At 65.8% G+C, this 18,882-nt stretch carries 20 protein-coding genes; 16 read left to right on the forward strand and 4 right to left on the reverse strand.

Translation table 11 applies throughout. The features are described 5' to 3' along the window. Nucleotides 1–97 precede the first annotated feature (97 nt). From FIU86_RS05450 to FIU86_RS05460, 3 genes are read left to right on the forward strand one after another with little or no spacing between them, the layout of a single operon-like run. Complete coding sequence (locus FIU86_RS05450; protein WP_152474141.1) at nt 98–1,030, forward strand: ring-cleaving dioxygenase; 933 nt, start codon at nt 98–100, stop codon at nt 1,028–1,030. A gap of 4 nt (nt 1,031–1,034) precedes the next feature. Beyond that, a complete protein-coding gene (locus FIU86_RS05455) occupies nt 1,035–1,637 on the forward strand; it encodes an alpha/beta hydrolase (RefSeq protein ID WP_152474142.1) in 603 nt (200 codons plus the stop codon). Between the two features lie 14 nt (nt 1,638–1,651). Then, on the forward strand, nt 1,652–2,623 hold the full coding sequence (locus tag FIU86_RS05460) for a pirin family protein (protein ID WP_152474143.1): 972 nt from the start codon (nt 1,652–1,654) through the stop codon (nt 2,621–2,623). Between the two features lie 52 nt (nt 2,624–2,675). Here the strand turns inward: FIU86_RS05460 and FIU86_RS05465 are convergent, their stop codons facing one another. Together FIU86_RS05465 and FIU86_RS05470 are read right to left on the reverse strand one after the other, a co-directional pair. Next, on the reverse strand, nt 2,676–4,058 hold the full coding sequence (locus tag FIU86_RS05465) for a YihY family inner membrane protein (protein WP_172977437.1): 1,383 nt from the start codon (nt 4,056–4,058) through the stop codon (nt 2,676–2,678). A 130-nt stretch (nt 4,059–4,188) separates the two neighbouring features. Next, the gene (locus FIU86_RS05470; protein ID WP_152474145.1) at nt 4,189–5,784 is read right to left on the reverse strand and encodes a GMC family oxidoreductase; all 1,596 of its coding nucleotides are present in this window, start codon (nt 5,782–5,784) and stop codon (nt 4,189–4,191) included. Between the two features lie 105 nt (nt 5,785–5,889). On the opposite strand from FIU86_RS05470, the gene FIU86_RS05475 reads away from it, so the two are divergent. From FIU86_RS05475 to FIU86_RS05490, 4 genes are all read left to right on the forward strand, one after another. Then, a complete protein-coding gene (locus FIU86_RS05475; RefSeq protein WP_152474146.1) occupies nt 5,890–7,122 on the forward strand; it encodes a TRAP transporter substrate-binding protein in 1,233 nt (410 codons plus the stop codon). A gap of 101 nt (nt 7,123–7,223) precedes the next feature. Continuing rightward, complete coding sequence (locus FIU86_RS05480; protein ID WP_152474147.1) at nt 7,224–7,892, forward strand: TRAP transporter small permease; 669 nt, start codon at nt 7,224–7,226, stop codon at nt 7,890–7,892. After that, on the forward strand, nt 7,892–9,250 hold the full coding sequence (locus FIU86_RS05485; protein WP_152474148.1) for a TRAP transporter large permease: 1,359 nt from the start codon (nt 7,892–7,894) through the stop codon (nt 9,248–9,250). The genes FIU86_RS05480 and FIU86_RS05485 overlap by 1 nt, the downstream gene beginning before the upstream one ends. Nucleotides 9,251–9,262: 12 nt before the next feature. Next, nucleotides 9,263–10,036 carry an IclR family transcriptional regulator gene (locus FIU86_RS05490; protein ID WP_152474149.1) on the forward strand — a complete coding sequence of 258 codons (774 nt, stop codon included), beginning with the start codon at nt 9,263–9,265 and terminating at the stop codon, nt 10,034–10,036. Between the two features lie 70 nt (nt 10,037–10,106). On the opposite strand, the gene FIU86_RS05495 is transcribed toward FIU86_RS05490, so the two are convergent. Both FIU86_RS05495 and FIU86_RS05500 read right to left on the reverse strand, forming a co-directional pair. Beyond that, nucleotides 10,107–10,514, reverse strand: a complete 408-nt coding sequence (locus FIU86_RS05495; protein WP_152474150.1) for a rhodanese-like domain-containing protein — start codon at nt 10,512–10,514, stop codon at nt 10,107–10,109. Nucleotides 10,515–10,534: 20 nt separating this feature from the next. Further along, nucleotides 10,535–10,756 (reverse strand): hypothetical protein, encoded by a 222-nt coding sequence (locus tag FIU86_RS05500; protein WP_152474151.1) that lies wholly within the window; start codon nt 10,754–10,756, stop codon nt 10,535–10,537. A gap of 168 nt (nt 10,757–10,924) precedes the next feature. Here FIU86_RS05500 and FIU86_RS05505 point away from each other — a divergent pair, with 168 nt between their 5' ends. The 9 genes from FIU86_RS05505 (at nt 10,925) to FIU86_RS05545 (ending at nt 18,875) form a co-directional block, all read left to right on the forward strand. Next, nucleotides 10,925–11,848: a hypothetical protein gene (locus FIU86_RS05505; protein ID WP_152474152.1), complete on the forward strand. Its 924-nt coding sequence runs from the start codon at nt 10,925–10,927 to the stop codon at nt 11,846–11,848. A 128-nt stretch (nt 11,849–11,976) separates the two neighbouring features. Next, nucleotides 11,977–12,930, forward strand: coding sequence for a MoxR family ATPase (locus tag FIU86_RS05510; RefSeq protein ID WP_245890574.1), 954 nt, complete (start codon nt 11,977–11,979; stop codon nt 12,928–12,930). Beyond that, nucleotides 12,927–13,829, forward strand: coding sequence for a DUF58 domain-containing protein (locus FIU86_RS05515; protein WP_152474153.1), 903 nt, complete (start codon nt 12,927–12,929; stop codon nt 13,827–13,829). Before FIU86_RS05510 ends, FIU86_RS05515 begins: the two co-directional genes overlap by 4 nt. After that, nucleotides 13,826–14,188, forward strand: coding sequence for a hypothetical protein (locus FIU86_RS05520; RefSeq protein WP_152474154.1), 363 nt, complete (start codon nt 13,826–13,828; stop codon nt 14,186–14,188). The genes FIU86_RS05515 and FIU86_RS05520 overlap by 4 nt, the downstream gene beginning before the upstream one ends. Further along, nucleotides 14,181–15,146, forward strand: coding sequence for a VWA domain-containing protein (locus tag FIU86_RS05525; protein ID WP_152474155.1), 966 nt, complete (start codon nt 14,181–14,183; stop codon nt 15,144–15,146). Before FIU86_RS05520 ends, FIU86_RS05525 begins: the two co-directional genes overlap by 8 nt. Next, nucleotides 15,143–16,036 carry a VWA domain-containing protein gene (locus FIU86_RS23005; protein ID WP_172977438.1) on the forward strand — a complete coding sequence of 298 codons (894 nt, stop codon included), beginning with the start codon at nt 15,143–15,145 and terminating at the stop codon, nt 16,034–16,036. Before FIU86_RS05525 ends, FIU86_RS23005 begins: the two co-directional genes overlap by 4 nt. Continuing rightward, the gene (locus FIU86_RS05535; protein WP_152474156.1) at nt 16,033–16,707 is read left to right on the forward strand and encodes a hypothetical protein; all 675 of its coding nucleotides are present in this window, start codon (nt 16,033–16,035) and stop codon (nt 16,705–16,707) included. The genes FIU86_RS23005 and FIU86_RS05535 overlap by 4 nt, the downstream gene beginning before the upstream one ends. 107 nt (nt 16,708–16,814) lie before the next feature. After that, nucleotides 16,815–18,014 carry a hypothetical protein gene (locus FIU86_RS05540; protein WP_254703950.1) on the forward strand — a complete coding sequence of 400 codons (1,200 nt, stop codon included), beginning with the start codon at nt 16,815–16,817 and terminating at the stop codon, nt 18,012–18,014. A 147-nt stretch (nt 18,015–18,161) separates the two neighbouring features. After that, nucleotides 18,162–18,875, forward strand: a complete 714-nt coding sequence (locus tag FIU86_RS05545) for a response regulator transcription factor (RefSeq protein WP_152474157.1) — start codon at nt 18,162–18,164, stop codon at nt 18,873–18,875. Nucleotides 18,876–18,882: the final 7 nt, after the last annotated feature.

Below are 18,882 nucleotides of genomic sequence, written 5' to 3' on the forward strand. Positions count from 1 at the left end.
TTTTTGCAATAGTCTATGCAAGTTTGTTGCTATTCCCCTGCGAGGGGCTTTGCCCCAGATTGCACGGTAACAGTTCCTCAACCGAAAGGGCGACAGGATGATTACCGAGATCAAGGGCCTGCATCACGTGACGTCGATGGCGGGCGATGCCAATGACAACAACGCGTTCTTTACCAAGGTGCTGGGATTGCGCCGGGTCAAGATCACGGTGAATTTCGACGCGCCGGAGGTCTATCACCTTTATTTCGGCGACGAAGTGGGTACGCCGGGAGCGGTGATGACGACCTTTCCCTTTGGCCAGATGCCGCGCGGCACGCGGGGCGTGGGCGAAGTGGGCGTGACTGAATTCGCGGTGCCGCATGGCGCGCTGGGCTATTGGAAAGACCGGCTGGCCGCCGCAGGCGTGACCGGGCTGGCCGAGGGCGAAGCCTTTGGCGAGAAGCGGCTGGGTTTTGACGGGCCAGATGGCGACGGCTTTGCGCTGGTCGAGACGGATGTGCGCGGGCGCACGCCCTGGACGGGTGCGGATGTGCCGGAAAGTGCCGCGATCCTTGGCTTTCATGGCGCGCGGTTTGCGCTGCGGGACGCGGATGCGACGGGCGAACTCTTGCGCTTCATGGGGTATCAGAAAATGGACACCCAAGGCGACCTGACGCGGTATGTGGTCGAGGGCGGCAATGCCGCCGACACGATCGACCTGCAGGAGGCGCCGAGCGCCAAACCGGCCCACCAAGGCGCGGGATCGGTGCATCATATCGCGTTCTCGGTCGAGGACCGGGCGACGCAGCTGGACGTGCGCAAGCGGCTGGTGGACACAGGGTATGACGTGACGCCGGTGATCGACCGCGACTATTTCTGGTCGATCTATTTCCGCACGCCGGGCGGTGTGCTGTTCGAGGTGGCCACCAACGAGCCCGGGTTCGACCGGGACGAGGATACGGCGAACCTTGGTTCGGCGCTGAAGCTGCCGGACCGCTACGAGCCGCACCGTGCGAAGATCGAGGCGCATCTGCCGCAGTTGGTGGAGTAGGGCGATGGCGCTGGATCTGTACCATGCAAAGACGCGGGCGCCCGACGCGGGCGCGCCGCTGGTCTTTGCCTTTCACGGCACGGGCGGGGACGAGACGCAGTTCTTTGACGTTGTCCGGCAGGTGAACCCGAAGGCGGGGATCGTATCGCCCCGAGGGGACGTCTCGGAACAGGGCGCGGCGCGGTTTTTCCGGCGCACTGGCGAGGGGATCTATGACATGGACGACCTTGCGCGTCGCACGCAAGCAATGGTGCGCTTCGTCGAGGCGCAGAAAGCCGAATATCCGGGCGTGGCCACATATGGCTTCGGCTATTCCAACGGGGCGAATATACTGGCCTCGGTGATGATGGCGCGGCCGGACCTGTTTGACCGGGTGGGGCTGCTGCATCCGCTGATCCCGTGGGAGCCGGAGCCGGTCGCGGGACTGGGCGGGCGACATGTGCTTGTCACGGCGGGGCGGCAGGATCCGATCTGTCCGTGGCCATTGAGTGCGCGGCTGATCGAGTGGCTGGCGGCGCAGGGCGCGGAAGTCGAGACGGTGATCCATGACGGCGGGCACGAGATACGGCCCGAGGAAGTGCAGGCGCTGGCGCGTCACTTGACCTGAATGAGGAGAGCGAAATGAGCTGGAACCCGACGCAGAACCCAGATTGCCGCGATGCCGGTGGGCTGGACGGGATAGAGACGCTTATCATCCCGCGCGCGCGGGATCTTGGCGGTTTCGAGGTGCGCCGCGCGCTGCCCAGCCCCGAGCGGCAGATGGTGGGCCCGTTCATCTTTTTTGACCAGATGGGGCCGGCGGAGTTCATCACCGAAAGCGGGATCGACGTGCGGCCGCATCCGCATATCGGCCTCGGGACGGTGACGTATCTGTACCAGGGCGAGTTCGAGCATCGCGACAGTTTGGGCACGCACCAGATGATCTATCCCGGCGAGGTGAACTGGATGCTGGCGGGGCAGGGCGTGACCCATTCGGAGCGAACCAGCGAAGAGACGCGGGGCACGCGCCATAACCTGTTCGGAATCCAGACATGGATTGCCTTGCCGGAGGACCGCGAGGACATGGCACCGGATTTCGAGCATCACAAGGAGGCGGCGCTGCCGTTCCTGAACGATGGCGGGGCGGAGGTGCGTCTGATCCTGGGGACGGGATGGGGCGAGAGAAGCCCTGTGACGATGCAATCCGAGATCTTCTATGCCGATGCGGTGCTGGCGCCGGGGGCCACTTTTCCGTTGCCGGATGAGCACGAGGATCGGGGGCTCTACGTGACGCAAGGCAGCGTGGAGATCGCGGGCGAGGTGTTCGAGGCAGGCCGGATGATGGTGTTCCGACCGGGCGACCGGATGAGCGTGAAGGCAGGACCGCAGGGCGCGCGGGTGATGGCGCTGGGCGGTGAGACTTTCAACGGGCCAAGGTATATCTGGTGGAATTTCGTGTCGTCCGATGTCGAGAAGATCGAGGCGGCGAAGGACGCGTGGAAGGCGGCGGATTGGGACGGCGGGCCGTTCAAGCTGCCGCCCGGAGATACGGACGAGTTCATCCCCATCACGGACGACATGGAGCGGATGAAGGTGAAGCGGCCCAAGGGGTAGGCGCGGGACGTGATCGGGGGAGGTCCCGGATCAGGTCCGGGACGGGTTTACATCAGTAGAGCTTGATCGCGCCCGAGGTTTCGTCCGGCTCGGGCGGTTTTCCGGCGATGACCGAGGCGACGGAGTGGTCTAAAATGTCGTCCTCGGCCTCGCGCAGGCGGGTCAGCAGGTCGGGCAGGGTGCCGGTGGTGCCGGCCACTTGTTCCAGCGAGGGGCGGTCGCTGATATCGCGGGTACGCCCGAGGCTGAGTCCGATGTCGCGGGCCAGTTCAGCCACGGTGACGCGGTGCAGATCGCGCGAGAGGCAAAGTTGGCCGTCCTCTGTTTCGACGATGTAATTGGCTTCGAGCAGAGCCTCGAGCGTGGTGTCGCGGGACAGCAGCGGCACGGCCTCGGCCAGGTCGTCCTGGCTGAGCGACTGGCCTTTCGGCGCCAGCCGGACCAGCGCGGCAAGAAGGGCGACGGCGACTTGCAGCGTTTCGGCGGGCGTCAGGGCTGTGCCCGAAAGCGAGTCGCGGCGGCGCCACCAGTCGGGGAAGGACGCGGTGAGCACGGCGCCGAGGATGATCACCGTCCAGGAGGAATAGATCCAGATCAGGAAGATCGGGAACACCGCGACGGCGCCGTAGATCGTGGAGTAGGTTGCCGAGGAGGTAACGAAAGTGTTGAAGCCCCATTGCAGCAGTTGGAAGGCCACCGCCGCGAAGGCGCCGCCGATGAGCGCGTTGCGGACCTTGACCTGCACGGCGGGCACGACGCAGTAGAGCAGGGTGAAGACGATGGTCGTGTTGATCAGCGCGAGCGCTTCGCGCGGCCAGTCCGAGCGCAGGTTGAGCGAGGGCAGGTAGCCCGTGTCCTTGGCCCAGTCCTGAAGCGGGCGCATGACGTCGGTGGTCAGGGTGAAACTGGCCCCGATCAGGAGCGGGCCCATGGTCAGCACCGCCCAGAAGGTCAGCAGGCGCACGAGCAGGGGGCGGGGCCGGGCGACCCGCCAGATGCTGTTGAGCGTGGCCTCGATGGTGGACAGAAGTAGCACGGCGGTGACCGGCAGGGCGATGATGCCCGCAACCGTCAAGTCGCTGGCATTGCTGGTGAAATCCGAGATGTAGGTGCGCACGTCCGAGCCGACCTCGGGGATGAGGATGCCGAAGAACATCTCCTGCATGCGGATCTTGACCGGATCGAAGGCGGGAAAGCCCGAGAGCACGGCGAAGGCGATGACGAGAAGCGGCACGAGGGCCAGCAGGGTGGAGTAGGTGAGCGCGCCCGCCGCCTGGGTCAGGCCGTCATTCACGAAGCGGCGCATGGCGAAATAGAAGAAGCTGCCGATGTCCCGCAGGATGTCGATCGGGCTGGTTTCGCGCCAGTATTCCAGACGGGATTTCTTGTTCGCCATGTCAGGGAGATAGCATAGGTCCCGGACGCCGTCTTTCAAACCGATGGCCTGATGGCGGTGATTTCCGGAAAGCGTGGGCTTTGAGACACCCTGAGGTTGAGGTCCCGGGTCAGGCCCGGGACGGGGTGGCGCGTAGGGCGTTGTCCCTTTTATTGCCAGGTCGGCGGGTTCAGGCGTCTTTTAGCACGAGGTCGGCGCATTTCTCTCCGATCATGATCGCGGGGGCGTTGGTGTTGCCCGAGACGATTTCGGGCATGATCGAGCAATCGGCCACGCGCAGGCCCGTGACGCCATGGACGCGCAGGCGGGCGTCGACCACAGCGTTCGCATCGTCGCCCATCTTGCAGGTGCCGGTGGGATGGTAGATCGAGACCGAGTTGTTGCGCGCCCAGTCGAGCGTGGCGGCGTCATCGTCCATCGCGAGGTCGCCCGAGGGGCGGAATTCCTCGGCGATCTTGGTCGACAGGGGCGCATGGCGGGCAATACGACGCGCGATCTTGACGCCCTCGGTGAGGGTGCGGCAGTCGAGGTCGGTCGACAGGTACTTGGGGTGGATCTTGGGGTACAATCTGGGGTCGGGACCGTTCAGGCGGATCTCGCCCCGGCTTTCGGGGCGCAGCTGGCAGACCGACATGGTGAAGGCCGAGAAGGGATGCACGCCCTCGCCGGGGCTGTCGGCGGACCACGGCTGGACATGGAACTGGATATCGGGGGTTTCCACGTCCGGGCGGGTTTTCAGGAATCCGGTGGCGAGGCTGGCGGCCATGGTCATCGGTCCCGCGCGGAAGAGGGCGTATTTGAGTGCGATGCGGGCCTGCGAGGCGAGGCTGCGTACCTCGTCATTCAGAGTGGGTTCGTTGCACTTGAACACAAGGCGGGCTTGCAGGTGGTCCTGCAGGTTGCGGCCCACGCCGGGCAGGGCGTGGTGGGGCGTAATGCCATTGTCCTTTAGGTGGTCGGGGTCGCCGAGGCCCGACAACATCAGGATCTGGGGGCTGTTGATGGCGCCGCCCGAGAGGATCACTTCGCGTTTCGCGGCGATGGTCTGCAGTTGCCCGCCCTTGTCGCGGTATTCGACGCCGGTCACGCGCTTGCCGTCCATCAGCACGCGGGTGACTTGCGCGTGGGTGACGATGTTCAGGTTCTTGCGGTCGCGGATCGGGCGCAGGTAGGCCACGGCGGCGCTGCAGCGGCGGCCGTTGCGAGTGGTGAGCTGGAAATAGCCCACGCCCTCTTGCTCGGCGCCGTTGTAATCGGGGTTGAACGGGTAGCCCGCCGTCTGGGCGGCGGCGACCCAGGCGTCGCAGATGGGGCGCTGGATGCGCATGTTGGACACGGACAGCGGCCCGGCGTCGCCGTGATACGCGTCGGCGCCGCGCTCGTTGTTCTCGGCCCGTTTGAAGAGGGGCAGCACGTCGTCCCAGCCCCAGCCCGCGTTGCCCATCTGGCGCCAGCGGTCGTAATCCTGCGGCTGGCCGCGCACGTAGAGAAGCCCGTTGAGCGAGGACGAGCCGCCCAGCACCTTGCCGCGCGGCCAGTCGATGGCGCGACCGTTGAGGCCGGGGTCCGGTTCCGTCCGGTAGCACCAGTCGACGGTGGGATTGTGCATCGTCTTGAAGTAACCGACGGGGATGTGGATCCACGGATTGCGGTCGGGCGGGCCCGCCTCTAGCAGGGTGACGCGCACCTTGGGGTCCTTGCTGAGCCGGTTGGCCACGACGCAGCCGGCAGAGCCCGCGCCAACGATCACGTAATCGGTATTCACCAGTTTTCCTCCCGCTTCACGAAAAAACTCTATGCAGAACGGGAAAGCTATTCTAGTGTTTTTTGAAACGTTATGTCTCAAAAGTTGTCAAAATGGGAGGATAAAATGGCAATTTATGATCGAGTGAAGGGCGTTTCGCGCCGGGATTTTTTCAAGATTGCAGGGACTTACGGCATGAGCTCGACGCTTATGGCGGCGGGTGCCTTTGGTGGCGCGATGACGTCGGCGAACCTGGCCCGTGCGGCGGAATCGACCTATGAGAAGCGATTCTCAAAAGAGGCCAAGCACACGCTCAAGTTCGGTGCGTCGGGTTTCAACCCGCAGAACCTGCTGATCGAGCGGGCGGGCGCGCTGGAATTCGCGCGTGACCTTGAAAGCCGCACGGACGGCGAGATTCGCGTCGAGTTCATCGGCAACAACCAGATCTGCGGCCAGCTGAGCTGTGTCGAGAAGACCCAGCAGGGGATCATCGATATCTATGCCGCGTCGACCCAGAACTCGGCCGGCGGCGCGCCCTATCTGAACGTTCTGGATTATGCCTACATGTTCCCCGGCCGGGCGTCGCAGTACCACTTTCTGTACAGCCCGGAATCGCAGCGGATCCTGCGCGACCCGCTGGAGAAACGGCACGGGCTGAAATTCCTGTTCTCGCATTGCGAATTGCGGGGCATCCAGCTTGGCCTGTCGTGGGAGGACAAGCCGACGGTGACCAAGCTGGAGGAGCTTTTCGGCACAAAGAACCGGGTCACGGGCACGCAGCTGGGCCGGATCGCGATGAATGCCTTGAACCTGAACCCGGTGCCGGTGGCATGGGAAGAGACGCTGGACGGGCTGAAGCAGGGCCTGATCGACGGGGCGGAGACCTGGGCCTCGGCCGTGGCTTATGCCAACATGGCGCCGGTGGTCAGCCAGTGTGTCGACCTCAAGTTCTTCTGCGGGACCGAGCACACGTCGATGAGCGCGAGCGTCTTTGACGGGCTGGACGCGCATCTGCAGGAGGCCGTGATGGAAAGCGCCTACTGGGCGCAGACCCATGTGCAGGCGGCGAACGAGGCGGCATTGGTCAAGACCGTCGGCTTCTCGGACCCGCAACTGCCGAACACGATCTTTGCCGAGAACAATGTGCGCAACGCGTTCTTGGCAGACGACCAGATCAAGATGGCCGAGGAAATGTGTTCGCCGGAATATCAGCCGGACCTGTGGGCCGACTGGCGCGAGCGCCTGAACAATTGGGCCGGTGGCATCGACACCTACCAGGAGATCTATGACATCGCGCGCGAGGTCCCCGCGGACATGCTGCCCGAGAATGTCGAGCCGCGTCGCTGGTGGAAATCCTGAGACTGACTTGAAAAAATGTCGCCGGCCCCGGACCCGTGGCCGGCGACATGCGGTCAGGGCCGGCGTAATATGCCGGAAGTTTACGAGAATGGGAGGGCGTCATGTCGATCTTGTCCGACGTGGGAGCAATTTTCTCTGCTGTCGCATCGAACGATGCGTGGATGATCCGGGAAGCGCTGACTGCCGATGCCGCATGGTACCTTGGTACGGCGGTGGCGTTGGTCGGGGGGCTGGCTTTGGCGGGGATGTACCGCGCGCTGCCTTTCGTCGAGCGGTACCTGGAGCGCACGATCATGGTGGTGGCCTATCTGGCTGTGGCGTTCATCATCTTCTGGGGCGTGATCGACCGCTTTGTCTTTTCCAACCAGCAGCCGTGGTCGACGACCATCCCGCCCTTGCTGTTCATGATCATGGCGTGGTTCGGGGCGACTTATAATGTGGCGCTGCGCACCCATCTGAGTTTTTCGGAATTCCGCAGCCGGATGCCGCGGCCTGCGCAGTTCGCCTGCCTGATGCTGGACGCAGTGCTGTGGTTCGCTTTCTCGGTGATCGTGATGGTCACCACGGCGCGGGCCGCGGCGCTGTCGGCGTCGAATTTCCAGATCGTGCTGGGCACGGACAACACGTTGCAATGGTGGTTCCTGATCACCGCGCCCATCGCGTTTCTGCTGATGGCGGCGCGGACGTTCCAGAACCTGTTCGAGGATATTTCCAACTGGCGGTCGGGCCGGCCGCTGATCAAGCAGGCCGTGATCGGGGGGGACGTGTGATGACCGATGGCACCCTCATTACGCTGATCTCATTGGGCGTGACGTTCCTTTTCATGCTGGGCGTGCCGGTGTTCCTGGTGATCGCTTACTGGGTGATCGGGTGCAGTTTCGTGCTGGAGCTGACGCTGGACAACCTGGGCGCGGAACTGCTGAACGTCTTCAACAAGGGGTTTGCCCTGTTGGCGATGCCGCTGTTCATCCTGACCGGCGACCTGATCAACAAGTCGGGGATCGCGCGACGATTGTCCGATTTCGCCTATGCCTGTCTTGGGTGGTTACGCGGCGGTCTGGCCATGGCGAGCCTAGGGGCCTGCGGGCTGTTCGCGGCCATTTCGGGCTCAAACTCGGCCACGACGGCGACCATCGGCTCGATGCTGCATCCCGAGATGGTGAAGGGCGGCTATGACGAGCGGTTCTCGGCGGCCACCGCTGCCGCAGGTGGTACGGTGGGGATCATCATCCCGCCGTCGATCATCTTCATCGTCTACGGCTTTTTGATGAACCTGCCGATCTCGGACCTGTTCGTGGCGGGGATCCTGCCCGGCGCGCTGATGGTGTTCGGTATGCAGTTCGCCTGCTGGATCATCTGCCGGATGAACGGCTGGGGCTATTTGATCCCGCTGCAACTGAACCGGGTGCTGAAGACGGCGTTCGGCGCGTGGCTGGGGTTCTTTGCCATCGGGCTGGTGCTGTGGGGCATCTATACCGGCAAGTTCTCTCCGACCGAGGCGGCAGGCGTGACGGTGGGCTTCTGCATCATCGCGGGTCTGCTGAGCTGGGTGGTGAGCCGGGTCTTCCGGGTCAGGAGCGACAGGCCGTGGGAGGAACGGTCCTATGCCTCGATGCTGGTGGTCGAAGGGTTCACCATTCCCGAGATTCCGGGCATCGTGATGCGGTCGGCGCAGATCACGGGGATCCTCGCGCCGCTCATCGCCATCTCGGTGGTGATGCAGCAGATCCTGTCGCTGTTGGGCGCGCAGGAGGTGATCGGCGATTTCCTGACCTCGATGGGCGGCTATTACCCGGTGTTGTTCACCGCGATGCTGATCGTGTTCTTTTCGGGCATGATCCTGGAATCGCTGCCGGTGACGATCATCCTGGCGCCCATTCTGGCGCCGATTGCGGCCAGCGTGGGGGTCGATCCGGTGCATTTTTCGGTGATTTTCCTGGTGGGCGCTTCGATCGGGTTCATTACGCCGCCCTATGGGCTTAACCTTTACGTCGCATCCGGCGTCACGGGGGTGCCGTATTTCAGACTGCTGAAATATACCGTGCCGTATCTTGTCGCCTTGATCAGTGTCTGGGTTCTGGTGTCTATGGTCCCCGAACTTGCGCTGGCCTTGTTGCCGAACAGGTAGGAAAGACGTGACATGCCCGACGACCAGTCCAAGGACGGAAAGTACCTGATCCCCACCAACCTGCGCCTGCTGGTTCTGTTGGAGGAGGTGGCGAAGGCAGGCGTGCCGGTGGCGCCGTCGACGCTGGTCGCGGCGCTGGGCCTGCCGAAGCCGACGGTGCACCGGTTGCTGGCGACGGCAGAGGCAGAGGGGTATTTGCAGCGGGACGTGGACGGGCGGTCCTTTGGGCCGGGCAAGCGGCTGCGGACACTGGCGATCAACACGTTGTCGTCGCAGCGTATACGGACCGAACGGCTGATGATCATGAAGGCGCTGGCCGAGGATGTGGGCGAGACCTGCAACCTGGCGGCACCGGGACGGTACGGGATGGTGTACCTGGACCGGGTCGAGACGCACTGGCCGCTGCGCATCCAGTTGCCGGTGGGCACGCAGGTGCCGTTCAACTGCACCGCCAGCGGCAAGATGTACCTGTCTTCGCTACGTACCGACAAGCTGTCGCGCTTGCTTCAGAACCTGGAAATGCCGCGCCGAACCGAGCGGTCGCTGACCGACGCGGATGCGCTTATGGCGGAGCTGGCGCGCATCAGGGAGCGGAATTATTCGACCGACAACGAGGAATTCATGGACGACATGACCGCCGTTGCGGTGCCGATCCGGGACGATCAGAACCGGCTGGTGACGACGTTGTCGCTGCACTCTCCGATCCAGCGGTGCAGCCTGTCGGACCTGGAGGCTTACCTGCCGCGCCTGCGCGAGGCGGCGCGGCAGTTGGAAGACCTGATCTGAGGCAAGGCCGGGCGGCCCGACGGGGGCGGGATGCGGCCGGGGCCGAAGATCGTTCCGCGGTCCGCGTGGATCAGGTTTTCTTGTCTTCTGGGAATTCGACCGGGCCGCCCTGGTCGGCCCAGGTGGAGAAGCCCTCGCGCAGGTGCGACGCCTCGAACCCCATGTCCTGCAGGGTGGCCGTGGCCAGTGCCGAGCGCCAGCCGGACGCGCAATGCAGCACGTAGCACTTGCCGGGCTGGGCAAAGACGTCGCGGTGATAGGGGCTTTCGGGGTCGACCCAGAATTCGAGCATGCCGCGCGGCGCATGAACGCTGCCGGGGATGAAGCCGCTGCGCTGGCGTTCGCGCACGTCGCGGATGTCGACGATAACAAGATCGGGGTCGTTTACCCCGGCTATGAGGTCGGGCGTCTCGACCTCTTCGATGCGCGCGCGGGCGTCGGCGACCATCTGCGCGGCGGTGGTCTTGAGTTGGGTCATCAAAGCTCCTTCTGGGGCGTTCAGGCGTTGGGTCGCGCGTCGAGCCACGCGATCTGGTCACGAATGAAATGCGGGTCGGTTTCCATGCGGATGAAGACGGCCGTCAGGGCGGCAACCGCTGCGGGCATGTCGTCGTCCGGGCTGCCATCGGGCATGAGGATTTCGCAGGTCCCGTCGGGGGCGACGGTCAGTGCGAACGTGTCGGACGGGATCACGGTGCCGGTATCGGAATGGGCTTGCATGGGTCTCTCCTGACGGTTTTCCCAGCAATAGAGGCGAGGCACCGGCCTGTCAAAAGACGCGGCGGATGCGCGTGCGTGGTGCTTTTCGCACGAACGTGACCGCGGAACCGCCGGGATTTGTGGAAACGCCGACGTGACCGGTCTATGTTGCGCGTTCAGGGAGGTGCCATGCGCGTCGTTCGACTTGCTTTCATGCTGATCTTTGCCGGGCTGGCCGCGCAGGCGGATCAACGCGAGGATTATCTGGACATGGCGCAGCGCGGCTGGAGTTACGAGCTGCGCACCACGATGATCGGGCGGGACATGGCGATCCCGGTGCGGATCAACGGGCGCGACATGGCGGGCGCGGCGCTGTGCGTGGTGGGCGAGAAGCCGCACCCCGAGACCCGCACGGTGCTGAACGCATTCCGGGGGCTGATCGGAGATATTTACGGCAAGCCGCTGCCGATGCGGTTCGCGGGCTCGACGGCGCAGGGGTGTGGCGCGGGGCGTGTCGTGTTGTTGCGGCTGTATTCGGGGCGGCCTCCGAACAGCGCGCTGTCGCAGGATGTGGACTGGATGAACAGCGCCTTTGGCCTTGGCCTGCCACGGGGGCGCGATTATGCTGCGATGTCGCCGGCGATGGCGCAGACGTTCTTCGGGCACTTGGGCCAAGTCACGCATATCATGGTCAAGCAGCCGGGGCCGTCGACGCCCGGAAAGCTGGAGCGGAAGTTCTATCGCTCGATCCTAGTGGAAGAGTTGTTCCAATCCTTCACCTTCGGGATGGACGTGCTGAAATTCGACCGCGACGCGCGGTTCGTGTCAAAGCTGCAGGAATTTCCGGTCAACATGGGCCGGATGCCGTGGAGTTCGCGAGGGTTCATGCGGGCGATCCTGGGGTCGAACCCGGTGGGGCTGTGCCGGTTCGACGTGTTCATGCTGCACGCCGTGGCGCAGTCGCCGGGGGCCCAGACGAACGCGCCGGAATTCATAGATTTCATCGACGCCAATTACGAGCGGTTGGATGCGTTGAGTGCCGAAAGTTTTGCCGATGCGCGGTTTGCGCCGTTGATGGATCCGGAATGTGCCGCGGACCGGAGGGTGCGCTAGGGCTTACGACTTTCGGTTAGGTAGGCGGCGACGGGCCGTCTGGCCTAGCGTTGATGTGATGTGATGCGCTGCGCGGAGGGAGAGACCGCGCGGTGCTGGTAATCGTCCGCGTTTCGGGAGGACAGGATGTGCTGAAAGAGGCCGGCCAGCGAGATATCGCGGGATTGTTGCAGCAATTGGGAGATGGGCTGATCGGGCATGAAAGCCTGATCGAGCGGATGACAATCGCGCTGTTGACCGGGGGGCACCTGCTGGTCGAAGGGGCGCCGGGGCTGGCCAAGACGCGGGCGGTTAAATGCCTTGCGAAGGCGGTGGAAGGCTCGTTCGCGCGCATCCAGTGCACGCCCGACCTGATGCCCGCGGACCTGACCGGCACGCCGGTCTACAAGCCCGGGGATGGCAGTTTCGAGTTCGTCAAAGGGCCGGTTTTTCACAACCTTGTGCTGGTCGACGAGATCAACCGGGCGCCACCCAAGGTGCAGTCGGCCCTGCTGGAGGCGATGGGCGAAGGGCAGGTGACGGCGGGCAGCGAGACGCATGGTCTGCCCGATCCGTTCCTGGTGGTGGCGACGCAGAACCCGATCGAGCATGAGGGCACCTTTCCGTTGCCCGAGGCGCAGTTGGACCGGTTCCTGCTGCATGTGGTGCTGGACTTGCCGGATCTCGAGACCGAGCGGGCGATCCTGAACCTGGTCGAGGCGGAGACGCATGGCGAGGCGGTGGCGTCAGACGCAACGATCAGTCAGCAAAGTCTGAAGGAGGCGCGCAAGGCGGTGGCGGACGTGCACCTGGCCGCCGAGCTGCGCGACTATATCGTGCGGCTGGTGATGGCGACGCGGGGCGGCGATTTGGCCGGGGATATCCAGCACGCGGTGTCGCCGCGCGGCACGCTGGCGCTGGCGGCGGCGGCGCGGGCGCGGGCGTTCCTGAAGGGCCGCGACCATGCGCTGCCCGAGGATGTGGCGGCGCTGGCGCCCGACGCGCTGGCGCACCGGATGGTGCTGAGCTGGCGGGCGATGGCCGAGGGGCGGCGCGCGCGGGACGTGGTGGCGGATATCGTCAAAGCGGTGGAGCCGCTGTGAGTGCTGCGCTGGAGCAACCGGGGGTCCGGCTTGCCGCCGGGGACCTGATTGCGCTGCGCGCTCATGCGCTGACCGGGCCGGGCGGGGCGGAGCAATGCGCCACCCTGCCGGGCGGTCATGCCACAAGGGTGAAGGGGCAGGGGATCGAGGTGGCGGATATCCGGGATTACCTGCCCGGTGATGACATCCGGCATCTGGACCGTGCGAGCACGGCGCGGACCGGCAAGCTGCATGTGCGGCAGTTCCAGGCGGAACGGGACCGGGTGCGGTACCTTGTGGCGGATATGCGCAGCGAGATGCTGTGGGGCTTGCGCCGGGCGCTGTTGTCGGTGGCCGCGGCCGAGGCATTGGTGCTGGATGCCTGGCCGCTGATCGAACAGGGCGGGCGCGTGGGCCTGCTGGCGGTGACGGACCGGGATGTGACCGTGGTGCCGCCGCGCGGGCGCATTCGCGGAATGCTGGACGTGATCGGCGGGCTGGTGGAAGCCCATGCACGGGCGCTGGAGGATGCGGCGCGGGACAAGGGAGCGACCGGCGGCGCGCTGTCGCTGGACCGGGCGCTGCACCGGCTGGAACGGCTGGCGCCGTCAGGGTCGGAGATCGTAATCGCCTCGGGGTTCGACGCGCCGGGGGAAGAGTTGGTGAAGGTGTTGGATGGATTGGGGCAGCGCCGCGCCATACGGCTGCTGCTGGTGTCCAACACCGATGCGTTGCCGGCGGGGCGGTACCCGGTGCGGCTGGCCGATGGGCGACGGGCGAATTTGCGGATCGGGGCCAATGACGCAGTGCCGACGGCGGTGCGGATCGCGGGGCGCGAGGCGCTGGTGGTGGATGCGGGCGCCGACCCGAGGGAGACTGCGCGGGTGTTGATCCGCTATCACGATGAGCACGCAGTATGAACGGGGAGCCACTGTCTGAGGCGGCGATGCGCGACAGCCTGCTGGATATACGGCTGCCGCCGGGGGGCGCGCTCGATGCCATGGCGGATGTGCTGGTGTCGGCGGGGCTGGCGGGGTGTGCTGCGCTGGCGATAGTGGGACTGATGCGGCTGGCCATGACGCGGCGGCGCGGTGCCGGTGCGCCGGGGGTTGAGGCGCGGATCGCGGCGCTGCGGGACTTGCCCGAGGATGCGCGGCGCGTGGGCCTTCTGCACTTGCTGAAGGAGGTGGCGCCGGAGCGCTATGGTGCGCTGCGCCCTAAGCTTTACCGGCCCGGCGCGCAGATCGACGTGGAGGCGGAGGTCAGGGCGCATGTTTGAGCTGGCCCAGCCGCTGGCGCTGTTGCTGCTGCCACTGCCGTGGCTGGTGCAGCGCTTAATGACGGCGCGGAGTGCGGGCGGCCGGGCGCTGGTGCTGCCGCGCCGGGTGGGTGAGGACCTGCTGGCGCGGGCGCGGCGTGGTGGCGTGGGCGTGGCCGGGGTGCCGCTGCGCGACGGGGCGTTGTGGCTGGCCTGGGGGTTGCTGGTGGTGGCATTGTCCGGTCCGAGGGACCTGGCGCCGGTGTCGGCGCTGAAGGTGTCGGGGCGGGACCTGGCAATTGCGCTGGATTTGTCGGGCTCGATGGTGCGGGACGATTTCGACCTTAACGGCCGGCAGGTGACGCGGATGGAGGCGGTGCAGACCGTGGGCGCGGAGTTCGCACGGCGGCGGGGCGGCGACCGGCTGGCGCTGATCGTGTTCGGATCGGAGGCCTATTACGCGACGCCTTTCACCTTTGACATCGAGGCGGTGGCGCAGGAGATCGAGACCTCGGTGATCGGTATTTCGGGGCGGGCGACGAATATCTCGGACGGGCTGGGGCTGGCGCTGAAGCGGATGAAGGACAGCGATGCGGCGAGCAAGGTGGTGATCCTGCTGTCGGACGGGGTGAACAATGCGGGCGCGACGAAGCCCCTGGGGGTGGCCGAACTGGCGGCCCGGATGGGCGTGCGGGTGCATACGATCGCGCTGGGACCCAAAGACCTGGAGAGTGCCGAAGAGGGTGAGCGGGGCGTGGTGGATGCGCGGACCTTGCGGGCGATTGCGGAGGTCTCGGGCGGTGAAAGCTTTCGGGTGCGAACGACCGGGGATCTGCAAGAGGTGGCCGAGGCGCTGGACCGGCTGGAGGCGAATGACAGCGACGGGCTGGCCGCCGAAATCTATCGCGATTACTGGCCCTGGCCGGCCGCGGCGGCTGCGTTGCTGTGCCTCTTTGTGATCGCGAGGGACCCGGCATGAGCCTCGACGTGACATTGCTGCGGCCCCTGTGGCTGTTGGCGCTGCCAGTGCTGGCCGGATTGGCGTGGTGGCTGTGGTCGCGGCGGCAGGGGTTGGGCGACTGGCAGCGGGCGGCGGATCCGGGCATGATCCGCGCGATGGCGGCGCTGGGCCGGGTGGAGGCGCAGCCGGGGCGATCGGGCCTCTGGGCCGGGATGGCGGTGCTGGTGATTGCGGTACTGGCGCTAGCGGGCCCGGCGGTGGAGCGGAGGGACACGCCAAGTTTCCGCAACCTTGACGGCGTGCTGTTCGTGGTGGATGCGTCGCGCAGCGTGACGGAGGACGTGCTCTGGCCGCAGATGCAGGCGCTGGGGCGGTTCGGGCTGGCGAGCCTGGGCACGCGGCCCGGGGGGATCGTGGTTTACGGCGGGGATGCTTATCTGGCGACGGGCATGACGCTGGACCATCTTCAGCTTGGGCAAACGTTTTCGCTGATCGGGCCGGAACTGGTGCCCGATCCGGGCACGCGGCCCGAACGGGCGCTGGCGCTGGCGGTGGCGCGGCTGGAGGAGGCCGAGATTATCGCGGGCGACGTGGTGCTCTTTACCGATGGGGCGGGGCTGGGGCCGGAGAGTTTGCGGCTGGCGGCGCGGCTGGCGGAGATGGGCGCGCGGCTGTCGGTGGTGGGGATCGGGGACGCGCCGGCGCTTCGGACCCATGCGCAGGCAGGCGGCGGGCGGGTCTTTGGGTTGAACGACGCGGAGGCGCTGGCCGGCTGGCTGGGTCAGGACATGGCGGCACGGCTGGAGCGGCAGGACTATCCCTTGATTTTCTGGAGCGATATGGGGCGGTACCTGCTGTTGCTGGCCGCCGTGCCCATGCTGCTGTTGTTCCGCAGGCAGGGCGCATGAGGGGGTTGGCGTTGATAACGGCGGTGTTCCTGCTGGCCGGGTTGAGCCTGGGCGGAACGGCTTCGCTGGGGCGTGTGCTGTTGTCGGTCGGGTTGCCGGGATGGGCGGCAGAGGTGTTCGAGGCGCCGGAGTGGCAGGGCGTGGCGCGGTTTCGTGCGGGCGAGTTCGGCGTGGCGGCTGAGGCGTTCGCGGCAGCGGAGCAGGATTACAACCTTGGAAATGCGCGGACTTTCGCGGGGGCGTATGCGCAGGCTTTGGAAGCCTACGATCTTGCCATTGCGGCGGGGGACCCGAGGGCGCGGGCGAATTTCGATGTGGTGGCGGCGTATTACGCGGGGCTGGCCATTGACCCCGAGGCGCTGGCGCTGTTGCCTGACCGCAAACGCGGGCCGACGGCCGACGCGGAAGTGGGGCAAGGTGACGCGCGCGCGGCCTCGACCGGGGACGGGGTCAGCAATACCGGCGCGGTGCTGGGCATGGCGGAGTTGGAAAGCCGTGGCAAGCTGGGGGTTCGGCGGGTGTTCAAGGACTATTTCATGGTCGCCGACGAGCGCTGGCTGTTGCAGTTGGAGGACGTACCGGGAGAATTCATGTCCGAGCGGATCTTGCAGGAGCACAAGCGGCGCCGGAAGCTGGGCCTGTCGCCGCCCGAGCCGGAGGACCCGGGATGATGATTGCCTGTGAGACGCGCGACGCAGTGCCGCTCCGGCCCCTGAGCCGGGTTCTATCGCTTGGGAAGGCGAGAGGTCCCGGATCAAGTCCGGGACGGGTGGTTCGTGTGTTTGCGGTCGGAGTGTTGGCGCTTGCGATGTTCGTGCTGCTAATCCCGGCAATCGCGTCCGGGCAGACGCGAGAGGTGCGACCGGGGGAACTGAAGCTGGAGGTCAGCGTGGAAGAGCGGCAGGCGACGCCCTTCACGCGCGAAATGGTGCTTTTGACCATCCGCGGCACCTATCGGCGCTACATCACCCGCGAAAAACTGGTGCAGCCGGAGTTGGAGGGTTTCAACTGGTCACAGCTGGGACCCGACACTTGGCGCGAGGAGCGGGTGGACGGGCGTAAGGTCAAGGTCTTTATCCGGCGCATGGCGGTTTATCCGGAGCGGCCCGGCGACCTGACCATCGGGGCGTTTCGGCACCGGCTGACGCTGACCGACGAGGGCGACGACTGGTTCGAGCACGACGTTGCGTCCGAGCCGATCACGATCGAGGTGGATCCGGCGCCGGCGGATGGCGAGTGGTGGTTCCCGGTGCGGCAACTGGAAGTTTCGGACCAATGGTCGAACGCGCCCGACCAGCTGACGCCGGGGGAGGGTGTGTTGCGGGTGATCCGCGTCGAGGCGCTGGGCGCCACGCCCGAGATGATCCCGCCGATGCCGGAGCTGAGCTCGCCTTCGGGCATGATCTTCGCCCACCCGGAAAAGCGGCTGATCCAGCTGACGCCGGAAGGGCCGAAGACCATCGCCTTCTGGCGCTGGACGATCCGGCCGGGCAATGACGTGTCGGCGGTCGTGGAGCCGCTGGGCTTTGACTATTACGACACCACCACGCGCGAAAAGCGGACGGTGGAGATCAACGCGCAGCGAGTGGCCTATGGCGAACGCGTGACGGAAAGCGGGGCCGGTGCCCCGGCAACGGCGCAGGCTGTGCCCGAACCCGCCGAAGCGGTGTTGCCGGGCGGCCCGGCGCTGGCCGCTGCACTGGCGGTTTTCGCGGCTGCGCTTGCGCTGGGGCTGCGTGGGCGGGCGTGGACAGGCGTGCCACGGCTCTCGGACTGGGTGCCGGGGTGGCACCCTCAGCGCCGCGCGCTGCGCTGTGCGGCGCGGGCCGGGCGGGTCGGTGAGGTGCGGAAGGCTCTGGTGGCGCTGTCAGGAGCGGGTCCGGGGGCCGAGACGTACCGCACGCGGCTGGCGGAGCTGGATCGGGCAATCTATTCCGGCGCGGCCCGGCCGGGCGATTTGATGCGGTTCGCCCGATAGTTGCACATGGGCGTGCCGCGGCTTTTCCATTGTCGCGGGGAACTTGCCCTCCGGACGATTGGCCAAGCCTTGCCGGTTCGGACAGGCCTGCGCCAAATGGTTGATCATTCTCGATTTGGTGCTAATTTCTTGCATGGGAGGATCGTCATGTTGGCAGCAAGAGATGAATGCGCGGACGCGCAACCTGTGTCGTCGGTGATGATCGTGGACGACCATCCGCTGTACAGCGACGCGCTGGAAACGGCGCTGACGCTGGGATTCCCCGAGTGCAAAATCCGCAAGGCGGGCTGCCTTGAGGCGTGTTTCGGTCTGCTGGACCAAGGGTTCTGCCCTGATCTGGTGATGTTCGACCTGAAGTTGCCGGACGTGACCGGGGTGTCGGGTTTCGAAAAATTGCGCGAACGGTTGCCCGAGGCGCGCGTGCTTGTGATCTCGTCGCTGGCGTCGAGCGAGCTGGTTCACACGCTGTTGCGGTCGGGCGCGATGGGATTTCTGCCAAAGGACGCCTCGGCCAAGACGTTGCAATTCGCGGTGTCCGAGATCACCGCCGGTCGGCGGTATATTCCTGCCGAGTACGTCAATGTCGAGGAGGCAGGCGGCGAGGACGATTTGTTCAAGACGACGCCGGAGCTGAGCATCCTGACGCCGCAGCAGGTCAATATCCTGAAGCTGATCTGCGCGGGCAAGCCCAACAAGCAGATCGCCTACGAATTGTCGCTGGCGGAAGCCACGGTCAAGGCGCATATCACCGCGCTTTTGCGCCGTCTGGATGTGCGCAACCGGACCCAAGCGGTGGTGTTCGTGGAATCGGTAATGGCGCGTCATGCCGAACCCGAGGCGCGCGCCTTTTTGCAGCACTAGGCGCGGT

The organism is Roseovarius sp. THAF9, from assembly GCF_009363715.1.
Lineage (GTDB): Bacteria > Pseudomonadota > Alphaproteobacteria > Rhodobacterales > Rhodobacteraceae > Roseovarius.